The following is a 15,110-nucleotide window of genomic DNA, read 5'->3' as shown; positions in this document are numbered from 1 at the left end:
GTTCCGTCTGTTGCGCATGCGCCGCGAAAGCGTGGCTGCGGCGGGAGAGCGGGACGGCGTAATCGATCGATAAGAATGCCGCCGCACAATGCACTATAGGTTGGGAGAACAAGATGGCAATCGCTGATATCAAGAAGCAGCTCGATCAGAAGATGGTGCGTACGATCGACTCGTTCAAGGCCGATCTGGCCAAGATCCGTACCGGCCGCGCGCACACGGGCTTGTTGGATCACATTCAGGTGGATTACTACGGCTCGCCGGTGCCGATCGGGCAAGTCGCTAACGTGACGCTCGTGGATGCGCGAACGATTGGCGTGCAGCCCTGGGAAAAGCCGATGGTCGCGAAGGTCGAGAAGGCAATTCGCGAGTCGGATCTGGGTTTGAACCCGTCGACGCAAGGTGAAGTGATCCGTGTGCCGATGCCGATGTTGACCGAAGAGCGTCGTCGCGAACTGGTGAAGGTTGTGAAGAGCGAGGCTGAATCGGCCAAGATCGCGCTGCGCAATCTGCGTCGCGATGCGAACGAGCAATCGAAGAAATTGGTCAAGGACAAGGAAATCTCCGAAGACGACGACCGTCGCGCGCAGGACGAGATCCAGAAAGCCACCGACAAGTTCGTTGCGGAGGTCGACAAATTGGTGGTGGCGAAGGAAGCGGAGATCATGACCGTCTGAGTGACGGCCCGATGTTTTCGGGGCCGCTTTGTAAAACGTCTGACCACGCGCTGGCCGGCGCAGTCGCCACGCCCGTGGTTTTGACCCTTCACGACCCGACCCGGCAACGGTGTCGGCGCCTATGACCCATACCAGCTCAACCCTGTGTGTTCCGGATTCGACCTCGATCCCGCGTCATATCGCGATCATCCTGGACGGTAACGGCCGCTGGGCGCAAAAGCGCCATCTGCCTCGCGTTGCGGGGCATACGAAAGGCGTGGAAGCCATTCATCGCACCGTATCGCTGTGCCTGGATCGGGGCGTCGAATATCTGACGCTGTTCGCTTTCAGCTCTGAAAATTGGCGTCGTCCGGAAGACGAGGTGTCTTTCCTGATGCGTCTGTTCATTGCCGTGCTCGAGCGGGAAGTGGCGAAGATGCATGCAAACGGGATCCGCTTGCGCATCGTCGGCGATCTGTCGCGCTTCAATAAACGCATTATCGAACTGGCGGCACGCGCCGAAGCGAAAACCGCCAAGAACACGCGGATGACGCTGACCATCGCCGCCAACTACGGCGGTCGCTGGGACATCCTGCAGGCCACGCGCAAGATCGCCGAAGAGGCCGCGGCGCGTGGCGATATCGGCGAAATCGACGAAGAGCGTTTCGAGCAACACCTTGCCATGGCCTACGCGCCTGAGCCGGATTTGTTTATTCGCACCGGTGGCGAGCAGCGCGTCAGTAATTTTCTGCTGTGGCAATTGGCTTATACCGAGCTGTATTTCACGCCGTCCTTCTGGCCCGACTTCGACGAGAAAGTCTTTAACGAAGCGATTGCGTCGTTCCGGCATCGGGAACGTCGATTCGGCCGGACCAGCGCGCAGTTGGCGTCGGATGGCGGTGTCGAAGCGGACACGGCGGCGCAGGCGACTGAGCAAGGACTGGGTTCCTTGCCATGCTGAAAACCCGCGTCATTACCGCCATCGTCCTCCTGCTGATCCTGGTGCCGGTCACCTTGTGGGCCCCCATTTCCGGTTTTGGCGCCATGATCGGCATCGTGCTGGTCTGCGCCGCCTGGGAGTGGGCGCGGCTCTTGAAGCTGAAGGGCGTCGCCCCTTACCTCTACGCGGCCGTGGCGGCGCTGGCCTTGCTCGTCAGCATGCGCGGCATGTCCAGTGGCGCCGTCGCGCCGCTCGGTCTCTATAAAGCGTGCGCCTTGTTCTGGGTGCTGTTAGTGCCCTATGTGTTCGTTCGGCGCCCGACATTGGCTGCCGGGGCCTGGCGTGTCTTCATGCTGCTCGCCGGTATCGTCGTCTTCCTCGGTTGTTGGCATGCGCTGGTGTCCGCGCGTCGGGACTGGGGCGTCGCGCTTGTGCTGTCGATGATGATCGTGGTCTGGCTCGCCGATATCGGCGCTTATTTTGTCGGCCGTCAGTTCGGCAAGCGCAAGCTGGCGGTGACGATCAGTCCGGGCAAGAGCTGGGAAGGCGCGATCGGCGGCGCGGTGGTCGTCTTGATCGTCGCCGGCCTCGCGATCGCGACCCATGCCTTCGCGCCGACGATTTTCACCGAGTACGCCGGTCGTTTCGGTGTCGGCCGGGCCTTGGCCGCGGTGCTGGTGCTGGTGGTGTTCAGTGTGATCGGCGACTTGTTCGAGTCGCTGATGAAGCGTCAGGCCGGCGTCAAGGATTCGAGTCAGTTGCTGCCCGGTCATGGCGGTGTGTTGGACCGTGTCGATGCGTTGTTGCCCGTCCTGCCGTTGGCGATGCTGCTGCTGGGGTCGGGCAATCTGGTGTGATGCCGGCCCAGCGAATACGGTCGGTTTTTTGAGTGTGATATGACACAACGGATTTCCTTGCTCGGCTCGACCGGGTCCATCGGCAAGAGCACGCTGGATGTGGTGGCGCGCCATCCGGAGCGATACAGCATCTATGCCCTGTCGGCACAGCGCAATTGGGAAGCCCTCGCCGAGCAATGCGCGGTTTTCCGCCCGGCCTTGGCCGTGATCGGCAGTGCGGAGGCGGCGAAATCGTTGCAGCAGGCGTTGCGCGAGCGCGGCCTGAGCACCGAAGTCGCGTATGGCCCCGAGGCGCTGTGCGATATCGCGGCATCGCCCGAATGCGATACCGTCGTGGCGGCGATCGTCGGCGCCGCCGGGCTGCCGAGTGCCTTGGCCGCGGCGCGTACCGGCAAGCGCATCCTGCTGGCGAACAAAGAGGCGCTGGTGATGTCCGGCGCGCTGTACATGGCCGCCGTTCAGGAAAGCGGCGCCACCTTGCTGCCCTTGGACAGCGAACACAACGCGATCTTCCAATGCCTGCCCCCGGCGCAGCAAGCGGGTAAGGCGGCGGTGCAGGACCCACGCGGCGGCATCGAAAAAATCATCCTGACGGCGTCGGGGGGCCCGTTCCGCACGCGCGATCCGGCCAGCTTGGCCGACGTGACGCCGGATCAGGCCTGTGCCCATCCGAACTGGGTGATGGGTCGCAAGATCTCGGTCGATTCCGCGACGATGATGAATAAGGGCCTCGAGGTCATCGAGGCGCACTGGCTGTTCGGGTTACCGCCGTCGCGCATCGACGTCCTGATCCATCCGCAAAGCGTGATTCATTCGATGGTGTCGTATTCGGATGGCTCGGTGCTCGCGGAGCTGGGTAATCCCGATATGCGCACGCCGATCGCGCATGCGCTGGCGTTCCCGGAGCGTATCGCCTCCGGCGTCGGCCCGCTGGATCTCGCGGCAATCGGCCAGTTGCAGTTCGAAAAGCCCGATCTGGTGCGTTTCCCGTGTCTGCGTTTGGCGTTTGCCTCGCTGGAGCAGGGCGGCACGGCGAGTGCCGCGATGAATGCGGCAAATGAAGTCGCCGTCGACGCCTTCCTGGAAGGGCGGATCCGATTTACCGCGATTGCGACGGTGGTTGAAGACGTCATGAATGCGATGACGCACGGGGCCGCATCGCGGCTGGAAGACGTGTTCGCGGCCGACGAGGCCGCGCGATCGCAGGCACGTGCGTGTCTCGAAAGGCACCGTTGGCATCATTGAGGGGCAAGACAGGCCTATGTTCGACTTCGTGACGTCGGTGATCGGATTTATTGTCGCCATCGGCATCCTGGTGGTGTTCCACGAGTTGGGCCATTACAGCGTGGCACGATGGTGCGGCGTCAAGGTGCTCCGTTTCTCGATCGGTTTCGGCAAGCCGCTGCTGTCCCGTCGGGGCCGTGACGGCACGCTCTGGACCATCGGTTGGCTGCCGCTCGGCGGCTATGTACGGATGCTCGACGAGCGCGATCCGACGCAAGTGCTGTCACCGGACGCCGCGGCGCCGGCTGAGGCTGTCGTACCCGCCCGCACCCCGGGCGGCGCAGCGTCCGCTGCGACGACCGTCGCCACCGCCGTGGATGCGGCGGCCGACGACGCGTCGATCTTCCGTATTGATCGCGCCGATCTCCCGCACGCGTTCAACCGGCAGTCGGTGGGCAAACGCTTCGCGATCGTCGCGGCCGGCCCCATTGCGAATTTCATTCTCGCGATCGCCTTATTCGCCTCGCTGTCCTTATACGGGCAGCCGGAACCGGAAGCGATCCTGGGCACGCCGGTCCCCGGCAGCGTCGCCGCGCGCGCGGGCATCGTCAGCGGCGAGCATGTCGAAGCGATCCGTGTAGCGCAGCGCGACGGCAGCGACGAGGGCGATGCCGCTTACCGCGATCTCCGATCCTGGCCCGAGTTGCGCCATTGGTTGGCGAAGGATGCTGGTACCGATGCGAGTACGGTGGTGCTGCGCACGCGCCGTGACGGCGTCCTGACGACGCATGCCTTGTCGTTGTCGGCGTTGGGCCCGTCCCGAGACGGCGCCAGCGACGGCGAGACGGCCGGCCAAACGGATCTCGCGGCGCGCTTGGGCCTCTTGCCGGGTGGCGCGGCGCCGCTGATAGCCGGCGTGCAAGCGGGCACCCCTGCCGCACGTGCCGGTCTGCGCGAAGGCGATAAGGTCCTGCGGGCGCAGGGCGAGCCGGTGGATGACGCCAACGCGCTGGTGCTGTTGATGCGCGCCCGGCCGGGACGGGACACGACGCTCGATATCGCACGCGGCACGACGACGATGACGGTGCATGTGGTCCCCGACGCGGTGGCGGACCCGAAGGGCGGTCCGTCGTTCGGTCGCATCGGCGCGGCACTCGGCATGGAGATGCCGACGGTCGATGTGCATTACGGCCCATTGCAGTCGTTACAAATGGCAGCGGGCCGGACGTGGGATGTGGCCTCGTTTTCGGTGAAGATGTTTGGCCGGATGCTGACCGGACAGGCGTCTATACGCAATCTGAGCGGCCCTGTGACCATCGCGGACTACGCGGGGCGCAGCGCGCGAATGGGTGTCGCAGCTTTCGTCTCCTTTCTCGCTTTGGTCAGTATCAGCCTTGGCGTATTGAATCTACTTCCGATTCCCGTTTTGGATGGGGGGCATCTGTTATATTATGCGGTCGAAGCGCTGACTGGCCGGGCAGTGTCCGAACGATGGCAGGGAATCCTGCAGCGGGCGGGCCTGGTTTGCATCGTCGCGCTGTCGGTTGTCGCGCTGTTCAACGACCTGACGCGGCTCGTGCATACCTGAGTCCGCATCGTACGCACCGGACAGGCCTTGAAGGCGCCCCCTAAGAGTGGGCTTTCAAGGCCCGGAATATTCTTCGCCAAAAAACTTCCATTGAATCGGGAGCAAGTTGTTGAAATCTCATCACCTCGTGCCGAAGTCGGTTGCCGTTGCCGCTATTGCGGCGCACACCCTCATCGCACATGCAGCAGCGCCGTTCGTGGTTCAAGACATTCGGATCGAGGGACTGCAGCGCGTCGAGCCGGGCACGGTGTTCGCGTATCTGCCCATCAAGAAGGGCGATACGTTCACCGACGACAAAGCCTCGGCGGCGATTCGCGCACTGTATGCAACGGGATTCTTCAATGACGTCCGTGTAGACGTCGAGGGCGCCACGGTTGTCGTTCAGGTTTCCGAGCGGCCGTCGATCGCGACAATCGACTTCACCGGCACCAAGGAATTCGACAAGGACACGTTGTCGAAAGCGCTGCGCTCCAGCGGCATGGCGCCGGGCCGTTACTTCGACAAATCGCTCGCCGACAAGGCCGAGCAGGAGTTGAAGCGTCAGTACCTGACGCGCGGCTACTATGCCGCCGAGGTGACGACGACGGTTACGCCGGTGGACCGCAGCCGCGTGGCGATCCTGTTTTCGGTGATCGAAGGCCCGAGTGCGAAGATCCGCCAGGTCAACTTCATCGGTAACAAGGCATTCTCCAGCGGCACGCTGCGCGATGAAATGCAGCTGTCCACGCCGAACTGGTTCTCGTGGTACACGAAGAACGACCTGTATTCGAAGGACAAGCTGACCACCGATCTGGAGCATGTCCGCAGCTACTATCTGGATCGCGGCTATCTCGAGTTCAGCATCGAATCGACGCAGGTGTCGATCACGCCGGACAAGAAGAATATGTACCTGACGCTCAGCCTGCATGAAGGCGAGCCGTACAAGGTATCGTCGATTCAGCTGTCGGGTGAGTTGCTGGACAAGAAGGCCGAGCTGGAAAAGCTGCTGAAACTGAAGGCCGGCGACCGGTTCTCGGCCGCCAAGCTGCAGGATTCGACGAAGGCGATCGTCAACAAGCTCGGTGAGTACGGCTACGCGTTCGCGACCGTGAACGCCGAGCCGCAGATCGATCAGGCCGACCACACGGTGGCATTGAACCTGAAGGTCGAGACCGGCCGTCGCGTCTATGTGCGCCATGTGAACATCACCGGCAACACGAAGACGCGCGACGAAGTCGTGCGCCGTGAAATGCGCCAGTTCGAATCGTCGTGGTTCGACAGTAATCGCCTGAAGTTGTCGCAGGATCGGATCAACCGCCTCGGCTATTTCACCGACGTCAATGTGACCACGCAGCCGGTCGCCGGCACGCCGGATCAGGTCGACGTCGATGTCGCGGTCAAGGAAAAGCCGACCGGTGCGATCACGCTGGGCGCCGGCTTCTCCTCGACGGACAAGGTCGTGCTGTCGGCGGGCGTGTCGCAGGACAACGTATTCGGTTCGGGCACCAGCCTGGCAGTCAACGTCAACACGTCGAGCTACTACCGTACGCTGTCGGTGACGCAGACGGACCCGTACTTCACCGTGGACGGCATCAGCCGGATCACGAGTGCCTACTATCAAACGTCGACGCCGCTGTACTACTCGACGGACAGTAGCTTCCGGATCATCACGGCCGGTGCCGACTTGAAGTTCGGCGTGCCGTTCTCGGAATTCGATACCGTCTACTTCGGTCTCGGTTTCCAACAGTATCGCCTGGACGTCGATGCCGCCACGCCGCAGTCCTACAAGGACTACGTGAACGAGTACGGTCGCATCTCGAATGCCGTGCCGGTGACGATGGGCTGGTCGCGCGACGCGCGTGATAGCGCGCTGGTGCCGAGCCGCGGTTACTTCACGCGTGCAAACGCCGAAGTGGGTACGCCGGCGGGCAGCACGAAGTACTGGAAAGTGGACTTGCAACAGCAGTTCTACTACTCGTTCGCGCGCGGCTTCGTGCTGGGTCTGAACGGCCAGTTTGGCTATGGTAAGGGCATCGGCGGCGCCTACCCGATCTTCAAGAACTACTACGCCGGCGGTATCGGCTCGGTTCGCGGCTATGAGCCGAGCTCGCTGGGTCCGCGTGATGCGGTCACCAACGATCCGATCGGTGGCGCGAAGATGCTGGTGGGTAACGTCGAATTGACGTTCCCGTTGCCGGGCACCGGCTATGACCGGACGTTGCGCGTCTTCACGTTCTTCGACGCGGGTAATGTCTGGGGCGATTCGCAGAATATTCAGCTGAGCGATCTGCGTTATGGCTATGGTGTGGGTCTGGCGTGGATCTCGCCGATCGGTCCGCTGAAGTTGAGCTTGGGTTTCCCGCTGGTCAAGAAGGAAGGCGATCAGTACCAGAAGTTCCAGTTCCAGATTGGTACTGCGTTCTGACGACCGTGTATGTGGTTAGCGGGTCCGGGCGTGCCGCGTCCGCTGTTGCGGCGCGCCCGGGCCCGTTGTATTCGATGAGGATGGGCTGAGTGACCTCGACAAACATTTGTTCTGGCGCAGCCGGAATGTATGAAACGCCGCTCGCGCAAATGCGCGAGGCCGCATCGCTGCGCGCGGGCGGCGTCCGCTCTAGCGCACCCCGCGCACGGACGGCGCGCCTGGCTTTGTGCACCTCGCTTCTGGTCTGTTTTGCACCGGTCGTCCACGCGGACGAGCATATCGCGGTGGTCAAATCGGACCAGATCCTCAAGGAATCGGCGCCGGCGAAAGCCTTGTCGTCGCAAATCGACGAGATGTTTCGCAAGCGCGGGGCCGATTTGCAGTCGCGCGTGAACAAATTCCAAAGCGATGCGTCAAACTTCGACAAATCGTCTGCCTCGCTGAGTGCGGACGACCGCGCCGCCCGTCAGGCGCGTTTGCAGTCGGCCGATATGGCCTTGCAACGTGACCGTCGGAATTTCGCCGATGATTTGACGCAGTGCCAGAATCAAGCCTATCAACTCGTGCTCAGTGTGGCCAATCGGGCCATCGAGCAAGTGGCGAAGCAGGGGAATTACGACCTAATCGTCGAGGAAGGCGTCTATTTCAATCCGCGGATCGACATCACCGACAAGGTGCTGAGCGCGCTGGCTACACAGCCGGCGCCGCCGCTGCCGGATGTCTGCAAGCCGCGCAGCAGTAAGTAGGAGTGTGGATGGCTTATTCGATTCAACAGTTGGTCGAGCGTTTTGGCGGCAGCGTCGAAGGGGATGCGGGCCTGAAGATTCGCGGCCTGGCCCCGCTCGATCGGGCACAGGCTGACCAGTTGTCCTTTCTGGCCAACCCGAAGTATTTTCCCCAAGTGGCCGATAGCCACGCAGGCGCGATACTGATCTCGGCGCGTGACCTCGACAAATTCCCCAAGGAAGAGCGGGCCGCGGTTCCGGTGACCTGGGTGATCGTGCCGAATCCGTACGCGTATTTCGCCCGTGTCGCCCAGCTGTATGTGGCGGCCGCCGAGCCGACCTTGGCGTCCGGTGTGCATCCCAGCGCGCGGGTGGATCCGAGCGCCCAGGTGGCGGCATCGGCTTCCATCGGACCGAATGTCAGCATCGAAGCGGGTGCGGTCGTCGGCGAGCGGGTACGCGTGGGTGCCAATGTCGTCGTCGGCCGTGGCGCCAAGCTCGGTGACGATGTACGGCTCTATCCAAACGTGACGATTTACCACGGTTGCCGACTGGGCGCCCGTGTCATCGTGCATGCGGGTGCCGTGATCGGTGCTGACGGTTTCGGTTTCGCGCCGGATTTCCCTGAGGGCGACGGCGCCGATATCGAAGGCGAATGGGTCAAGATCCCGCAGGTCGGCGCCGTCACGATTGGTGACGATGTCGAAATTGGGGCGAACACGACGATCGACCGCGGTGCGATGGCGGATACCGTCATCGAGAATTCGGTCAAGATCGACAATCTGGTGCAAATCGCCCATAACTGCCGCATCGGCGCCTACACGGTGATTGCCGCGTGCGCGGGCATCGCGGGCAGCACGGTGATCGGGCGTCATTGCATGATCGGCGGCGCGGTAGGCATTGCCGGCCATGTGACGCTGGCCGACCGGGTGATCGTGACGGCAAAGTCCGGCGTGTCGAAGTCCTTGACGCGCCCGGGCCTGTACACGAGCGCTTTCCCGGCGATCGAGCACCGGGATTGGAACAAGAACGCGGCGGTGATGCGCAATCTCGATACGATGCGCGTCCGCCTCAAGCAACTCGAAGCGGCTGTTGCAGCGCTGAAAGACAAGCAGTGAAGACTATGGAACAAGACAATACGAGCGCCAAGATCACGCTGGATATCCACAAGATCTTGACCCTGCTGCCGCATCGTTACCCGATCCTGCTGGTGGATCGCGTGACGGAACTGGTGCCGCACAAATCCATCCGCGCGTTGAAAAACGTGACGATCAACGAGCCGTTTTTCCAGGGTCATTTCCCGACGCGTCCCGTGATGCCCGGTGTCCTGATCCTCGAAGCGCTGGCACAGGCCGCGGCCTTGCTGACGTTCGCGGAAGACACCGAACCGCACGACCCGTCGACGACCTTGTATTACTTCGCCGGTATCGACAATGCGCGCTTCAAGAAGGTGGTCGAGCCGGGCGATCAGATGGTGCTGGACGTGACGTTCGAGCGCAAGGTGCGCAGTATCTACAAATTCAAGGCGAAGGCCTCGGTGGACGGGAAATTGGCGGCGGAAGCCGATTTGACCTGTGCCGTGCAGCATATCGAAAAGCCGACGGTAGCCGACGCGCTGCCGCTCGTGACCGACGGTAAAGCCAGCTAGATTGGCGGGATAGAGAGCCATGACAATTCATCCGACAGCGATCATCGAGCCGGGCGCACACATCGATTCTTCGGCGACGATCGGACCGTACGCGGTGATCGGCGCCAATGTGCGCATCGGTGCGAAAACGACCGTAGGTTCGCATACGGTTATCGAAGGCCATACGACCATCGGCGAAGCCAATCGGATCGGGCATTTCGCCTCGGTTGGCGGCGCTCCGCAGGATATGAAGTACGCCGGGGAGCCGACGCGTCTCGAAATCGGCGACCGCAACGTCATCCGTGAATTCACGACGATCCATACCGGGACGTCGCAGGATCAGGGCGTGACGAAGATCGGCAACGACAACTGGATCATGGCCTATGTGCATATCGCGCATGACTGCGATGTGGGCAATAACGTCGTGTTCTCGAGCAATGCGCAGATCGCCGGTCATGTGACCGTGGGCGATTGGGCGATTCTCGGCGGCATGTCCGGCGTGCACCAGTTCGTCCGTATCGGCGCGCATTCCTTCCTGGGCGGCGCCTCGGCGCTGGTTCAGGATTTGCCGCCCTTCGTTATCGCCGCCGGCGAAAAGGCGACGCCGCACGGTATCAATGTGGAAGGTCTGCGCCGCCGGGGTTTCTCGGCAGCCGAGATCAGCGCATTGCGCTCAGGCTACCGCACCTTGTACAAGGCGGGCCTGTCGCTCGAAGAAGCGAAGACGCAGATCCGCACGGATCTCGATGCGCTGGACGAGGGCAAGCAGCAGTTGGGAGCGTTCCTGTCGTTTATCGACACGGCGAAGCGCGGCATCATTCGCTGATTTATGAACGAGGCACCGGCGGTGGCGGCAACAGAAGCGGTCGATGACGCAGACGCATTGGCGCGGGCGGCGGGGCAACTGACGCGCCAGATTTCGATGGTCGCGGGCGAGGCGTCGGGCGATTTGTTGGGCGCGGCGCTGATGCAGGGTCTCGCGCGGTATCTGCCCGGTCCGGGGACCATCGTCGGCGCGCCGCCAGCGCAAAGCGCGGCCTATGCCTTGCCGATGACGGGCATTGGCGGTCCGCGCATGCAGGCGGCGGGCTTCGATGCCTGGTGGGATGCCGAGCGCCTTGCGGTACGTGGTTACGTGGAGGCCTTGTCGAGCATTCCGGGCATCCTGCGGATCCGCCGCGCGTTGACGCAGCGCCTGCTTGCCGATCCGCCGTCGGTCTTCGTCGGCATCGATGCCCCCGATTTCAATTTCACGCTCGAACGGGCGCTACGGCAGGCCGGCGTGCCAGTCGTGCATTTCGTCAGCCCGTCGATCTGGGCCTGGCGCGCGGGCCGGATCAAGACTGTCGCCAAGGCGGTCGATCATATGCTCTGCGTGTTTCCGTTCGAGAAGGCGATCTACGACAAGGCGGGCATTCCCGCCTCGTACGTCGGCCATCCGTTGGGCACGATGATCCCGATGACGCCGGATCCGGCAGCTGCGCGTGTCCGTCTGGGCTTGCCGGCGGACCGTCCCTTGATCGGCGTCATGCCAGGCAGCCGCCGCTCCGAAATCCAATTGATCGGCCCGACCTTTTTCGCGGCGATGGCGCTGATGCACCAGCGGGAGCCGGACGTGCATTTTGTCCTGCCTGCCGCGTCGCCGACCGTGCGCGCCTTGTTGGCGCCGCTGCTGGCGACCTATCCGGAATTGCCGTTGACGGTAACCGACGGGGCATCGCATGACGTCATGGAAGCGGCCGACGCCTTGCTGATCAAGAGCGGGACATCGACGCTGGAAGCGGCACTGTTCAAGAAGCCGATGGTGATCTCCTACAAGGTGCCCTGGCTGACCGGGCAGATCATGCGGCGCCAGGGCTATCTGCCTTATGTCGGCCTGCCGAATGTGCTCGCCGGGCGCTTTGTCGTGCCGGAGATCCTGCAGCATTTCGCCACGCCGCAGGCGCTCGCCGACGCGACGCTGAAGCAACTGCACGACGACGCGAACCGCCGTGAGCTGCAGGCCATTTTCACCGACATTCACGCATCGTTGCAGCGGGACACCGGCGCCTTGGCCGCCGAGGCCGTGTTGCGCGTCGCCACGCGTGCGCCGGGGGCCGTGAAATGACGACCCCGCGCAAACTTGCCGCGAAGGCCGGAACGGAAGGGACGAAAGCGCCCAAAATGGCAAAAACGCCGAAAGCCACCACGACCGCGCCCGCCAAGCGCGCCCGACGTAACGCCTCGGCGGCGTTGCAGTCGTCGCTCTGTTTCGACGTGCCCGGGCAGCTTGCCTGCGGCGTCGACGAAGCGGGGCGCGGTCCTTTGGCCGGGACGGTGGTGGCTGCCGCGGTGATCCTCGATCCGGCGCGTCCGATCGCCGGCCTCGACGATTCGAAAGCGCTGTCGGCGAAGACGCGCGAGCGGCTGTACGACGAGATCGTCGCGAACGCGCTGTCGTACTCGATCGCCGAAGCGAGTGTCGCGGAAATCGATACCTTGAATATCCTGCAGGCCACGATGCTGGCCATGCGCCGCGCGGTCGAAGGTTTGCACGTCACGCCCGATATCGCTTATATCGACGGTAATCGCTGCCCGGCCATCGCCGTCCGCGCCGAAGCGGTTGTTGGCGGCGATGCCTTGGTGCCGTCGATTTCCGCGGCATCGATTCTTGCGAAGGTGACGCGGGATCGTCAGTTGGCGGCGCTGCATCTGGCGCATCCGCATTACGGTTTCAACGCGCATATGGGCTACGGCACCGCGCAACATCTGGCCGCGCTGGCCGAGCACGGGCCGTGTGCGCACCATCGGCGGTCATTTGCGCCGGTGCGGGAAGCCTGGGCGCGTATCGAGGCGGCGCAGACCTCGACCGACATCTCCGTCGCGCCGACCGCGACGATCGGTGAAGGGAACGATGCATCGGCTGCAGTGCCGCCGGCGTTCACGACGCAAACCAGCGACATGCAAGGCGGTGACGCGAGGTCGGCCCCGTGACGATGTCGCTCGATCTTACCGCGATGCCGATCGTGCAATCGCGATCCAATGCATTGTTCAAACGCTTACGCACGCTTGCCGGCGCCGCGCAGAAACAGCGCCGCGAGGGCGTGGCGATTCTTGAGGGCGTGCATCTGGCGGACGCCTATCTGCAAGCGCTGACGGCCGATCGCGCGGCGCTGGCCGCTGCATCGGACGGTCGCACGACGGGACAGCGCGATGCGATGCCGCTGGAGCGGGTCGTGGTGTCGCAATCGGCAGCCGCGCGTGACGATGTCCGCGCGATTCTCGTGCGGATTCACGCACTATGGCTTGATCGTACGACTGTGTTCGACGACGGCTTGTTCGAACAGGTGTCGCCGGTGTCCGATGGTGGTATCGGCATCTTGCTGTTGATCGCCGCACCCCAGATTACGTTGGCGTCGCTGTGCTTGCCGGCGTCGTCATCGACGTCCATCGCGGCCGCGCGTGCGGGCGATGGTGGTCGCGATGATGTGCCAGGCGATGCCGATGAAGGGCATGCCCGAATCGTGCAGAACTGCGTGATCCTGGATGGCGTGCAGGACGCGGGCAATGTCGGTTCGATCCTTCGCAGCGCGGCGGCGGCAGGCGTCACACTGGCGTTTTGCCTGCCAGGCACGGCCACCGTCTGGTCGACGAAGGTGCTGCGCGCCGCGATGGGCGCACACTTCGTCATGCGCATCGTCGAACAGGCGCCGTCCGACGCCGTTGCGGCGGTACTCGGCGTACCGGTGGTGATCACGGATTCGCACGCGAGCGAATCGATATACGAGGCCGATCTCTGTCGTCCGCTGGCCTGGGTCATGGGCAACGAGGGCGCCGGCGTATCGGCCTTCTGGCGCGAACGCGCGGCGGTACGCCTGACGATTCCGCAGCCGGGCCGCATCGAGTCCTTGAACGTCGCCGCGGCCGCGGCGGTCTGCCTGTTCGAGCAGACGCGACAGCTCAGTACACCGCGCGTTCGATCTTGATTTCCTGCAGCACCGTCGTCGCGATCTCCTCGATCGACTTGTGAGTCGACGACAGCCAGCGAATCCCTTCGCGGCGCATCAAATCTTCGGCCTCATTGATCTCGTAGCGACAGTTTTCCAAGGCCGCGTACTTACTGCCGGGGCGCCGTTGATTACGGATCTCGGACAGGCGGGCGGGCTCGATCGACAGCCCGAACAGCTTGGACTTGAATTCGGACAGCCCCGACGGCAATTTACGCCGCTCGAAGTCTTCCGGAATCAACGGATAGTTCGCCGCTTTGACGCCGTATTGCATGGCCAGATAGAGCGTCGTCGGCGTCTTGCCGCACCGTGACACGCCGACCAGGATCACGTCGGCTTCGGCGAGATTGCGGTTCGACTGGCCGTCGTCGTGTTCCAGCGAAAAATTGATGGCCTCGATGCGATTCTTGTATTCGTCGGTATCGGCTTTCTTGTGGCCCCGTCCGATTTCGTGGCTCGATTTGATACCGAGCTCGTTCTCGAGCGGTTCGACGAAGGTCTGGAACATATCCAGCACCAGCGCATTGGCGCCTTTGACAATGGCATTCGACACGCTGTCGACCAGCGTCGTGAACACGATCGGGCGTTTGCCGTCGGCGGCCGTCGCATTGTTGATCGTCCGCGCCGCCGCATAGGCTTTGTCGGGATCATCGACGAAGGGGACGCGCACGAGTCGGAATCGCAGGTCGAATTGAGAAAGGATCGAATGCGCGAAGGTTTCGGCGGTGATGCCGGTGCCATCGGACACCACGTAAACGGTGGGCGGAGTAGTCAAGGCAGATTGACTCGAAAGAACGATAAAAAATGACGCGTGTCGGCCGAGAACGGCCCGAAGCACCGTCGGACGGCCCTCCCGCTCGTCAAAGCGGGAGGGCCGTCATCAGTGGCACGCAGATGGGTGCCCGCCACGGTAGAATAGCACGGTACAATGGTCTACCCGCCCTCCTTGTAAGCGGGAACATGCCGCGCCGGCGGGGTGGGTGCCGCCGCGATGCGCGGTGGATAGCAGCCGGTTTTTGCCGTTTCGCGAGTTCGTTCGATAAGCGAGTGCAGTCGCCCGATAAAAGGGTACCGCGCGCATTTATCCAACTGCTTGACGATGCGCA

Annotated in this window: 14 protein-coding genes; 13 read left to right on the top strand and 1 reads right to left on the bottom strand. The window is 63.0% G+C overall.

Going from position 1 to position 15,110, the window contains the following annotated elements:
- Positions 1-113 precede the first annotated feature (113 nt).
- The 13 genes from frr (at position 114) to ABEG21_RS09700 (ending at position 13,983) form a co-directional block, all read left to right on the top strand.
- Positions 114-674 carry a ribosome recycling factor gene (gene frr, locus ABEG21_RS09760; RefSeq protein WP_347554447.1) on the top strand — a complete coding sequence of 187 codons (561 nt, stop codon included), beginning with the start codon at positions 114-116 and terminating at the stop codon, positions 672-674.
- A 121-nt stretch (positions 675-795) separates the two neighbouring features.
- Complete coding sequence (uppS, locus tag ABEG21_RS09755) at positions 796-1,614, top strand: polyprenyl diphosphate synthase (RefSeq protein ID WP_347554446.1); 819 nt, start codon at positions 796-798, stop codon at positions 1,612-1,614.
- Positions 1,608-2,450, top strand: coding sequence for a phosphatidate cytidylyltransferase (locus ABEG21_RS09750; RefSeq protein WP_347554445.1), 843 nt, complete (start codon positions 1,608-1,610; stop codon positions 2,448-2,450). The genes uppS and ABEG21_RS09750 overlap by 7 nt, the downstream gene beginning before the upstream one ends.
- 39 nt (positions 2,451-2,489) lie before the next feature.
- Positions 2,490-3,695: a 1-deoxy-D-xylulose-5-phosphate reductoisomerase gene (gene ispC / locus ABEG21_RS09745; RefSeq protein WP_347554444.1), complete on the top strand. Its 1,206-nt coding sequence runs from the start codon at positions 2,490-2,492 to the stop codon at positions 3,693-3,695.
- Between the two features lie 16 nt (positions 3,696-3,711).
- Complete coding sequence (gene rseP / locus ABEG21_RS09740; protein WP_347554443.1) at positions 3,712-5,262, top strand: RIP metalloprotease RseP; 1,551 nt, start codon at positions 3,712-3,714, stop codon at positions 5,260-5,262.
- 106 nt (positions 5,263-5,368) lie between these two features.
- A complete protein-coding gene (bamA, locus tag ABEG21_RS09735) occupies positions 5,369-7,666 on the top strand; it encodes an outer membrane protein assembly factor BamA (RefSeq protein ID WP_347554442.1) in 2,298 nt (765 codons plus the stop codon).
- 125 nt (positions 7,667-7,791) lie between these two features.
- Positions 7,792-8,412, top strand: coding sequence for an OmpH family outer membrane protein (locus tag ABEG21_RS09730; protein WP_347554441.1), 621 nt, complete (start codon positions 7,792-7,794; stop codon positions 8,410-8,412).
- A gap of 8 nt (positions 8,413-8,420) precedes the next feature.
- Complete coding sequence (lpxD, locus tag ABEG21_RS09725) at positions 8,421-9,509, top strand: UDP-3-O-(3-hydroxymyristoyl)glucosamine N-acyltransferase (RefSeq protein ID WP_347554440.1); 1,089 nt, start codon at positions 8,421-8,423, stop codon at positions 9,507-9,509.
- Positions 9,510-9,514: 5 nt separating this feature from the next.
- Complete coding sequence (gene fabZ / locus ABEG21_RS09720; protein ID WP_347554439.1) at positions 9,515-10,039, top strand: 3-hydroxyacyl-ACP dehydratase FabZ; 525 nt, start codon at positions 9,515-9,517, stop codon at positions 10,037-10,039.
- A gap of 19 nt (positions 10,040-10,058) precedes the next feature.
- Entirely contained in the window at positions 10,059-10,844 is a 786-nt protein-coding gene (gene lpxA / locus ABEG21_RS09715) for an acyl-ACP--UDP-N-acetylglucosamine O-acyltransferase (RefSeq protein WP_347554438.1), read from the top strand.
- Positions 10,845-10,940: 96 nt separating this feature from the next.
- Positions 10,941-12,125 (top strand): lipid-A-disaccharide synthase, encoded by a 1,185-nt coding sequence (lpxB, locus tag ABEG21_RS09710; RefSeq protein WP_347556710.1) that lies wholly within the window; start codon positions 10,941-10,943, stop codon positions 12,123-12,125.
- 56 nt (positions 12,126-12,181) lie between these two features.
- On the top strand, positions 12,182-12,991 hold the full coding sequence (rnhB, locus tag ABEG21_RS09705; protein ID WP_347554437.1) for a ribonuclease HII: 810 nt from the start codon (positions 12,182-12,184) through the stop codon (positions 12,989-12,991).
- A gap of 2 nt (positions 12,992-12,993) precedes the next feature.
- Positions 12,994-13,983 (top strand): RNA methyltransferase, encoded by a 990-nt coding sequence (locus ABEG21_RS09700; protein WP_347554436.1) that lies wholly within the window; start codon positions 12,994-12,996, stop codon positions 13,981-13,983.
- On the opposite strand, the gene ABEG21_RS09695 is transcribed toward ABEG21_RS09700, so the two are convergent.
- Positions 13,958-14,779 carry a pyruvate, water dikinase regulatory protein gene (locus tag ABEG21_RS09695; RefSeq protein WP_347554435.1) on the bottom strand — a complete coding sequence of 274 codons (822 nt, stop codon included), beginning with the start codon at positions 14,777-14,779 and terminating at the stop codon, positions 13,958-13,960. The two genes, ABEG21_RS09700 and ABEG21_RS09695, sit on opposite strands and share 26 nt — an antisense overlap.
- Between the last annotated feature and the right edge of the window lie 331 nt (positions 14,780-15,110).

Origin of the sequence: Robbsia sp. KACC 23696 (genome assembly GCF_039852015.1) — a bacterium.
In the GTDB taxonomy this organism is placed as follows: domain Bacteria; phylum Pseudomonadota; class Gammaproteobacteria; order Burkholderiales; family Burkholderiaceae; genus Robbsia.
This window is presented reverse-complemented; position numbering and strand designations above follow the sequence as displayed.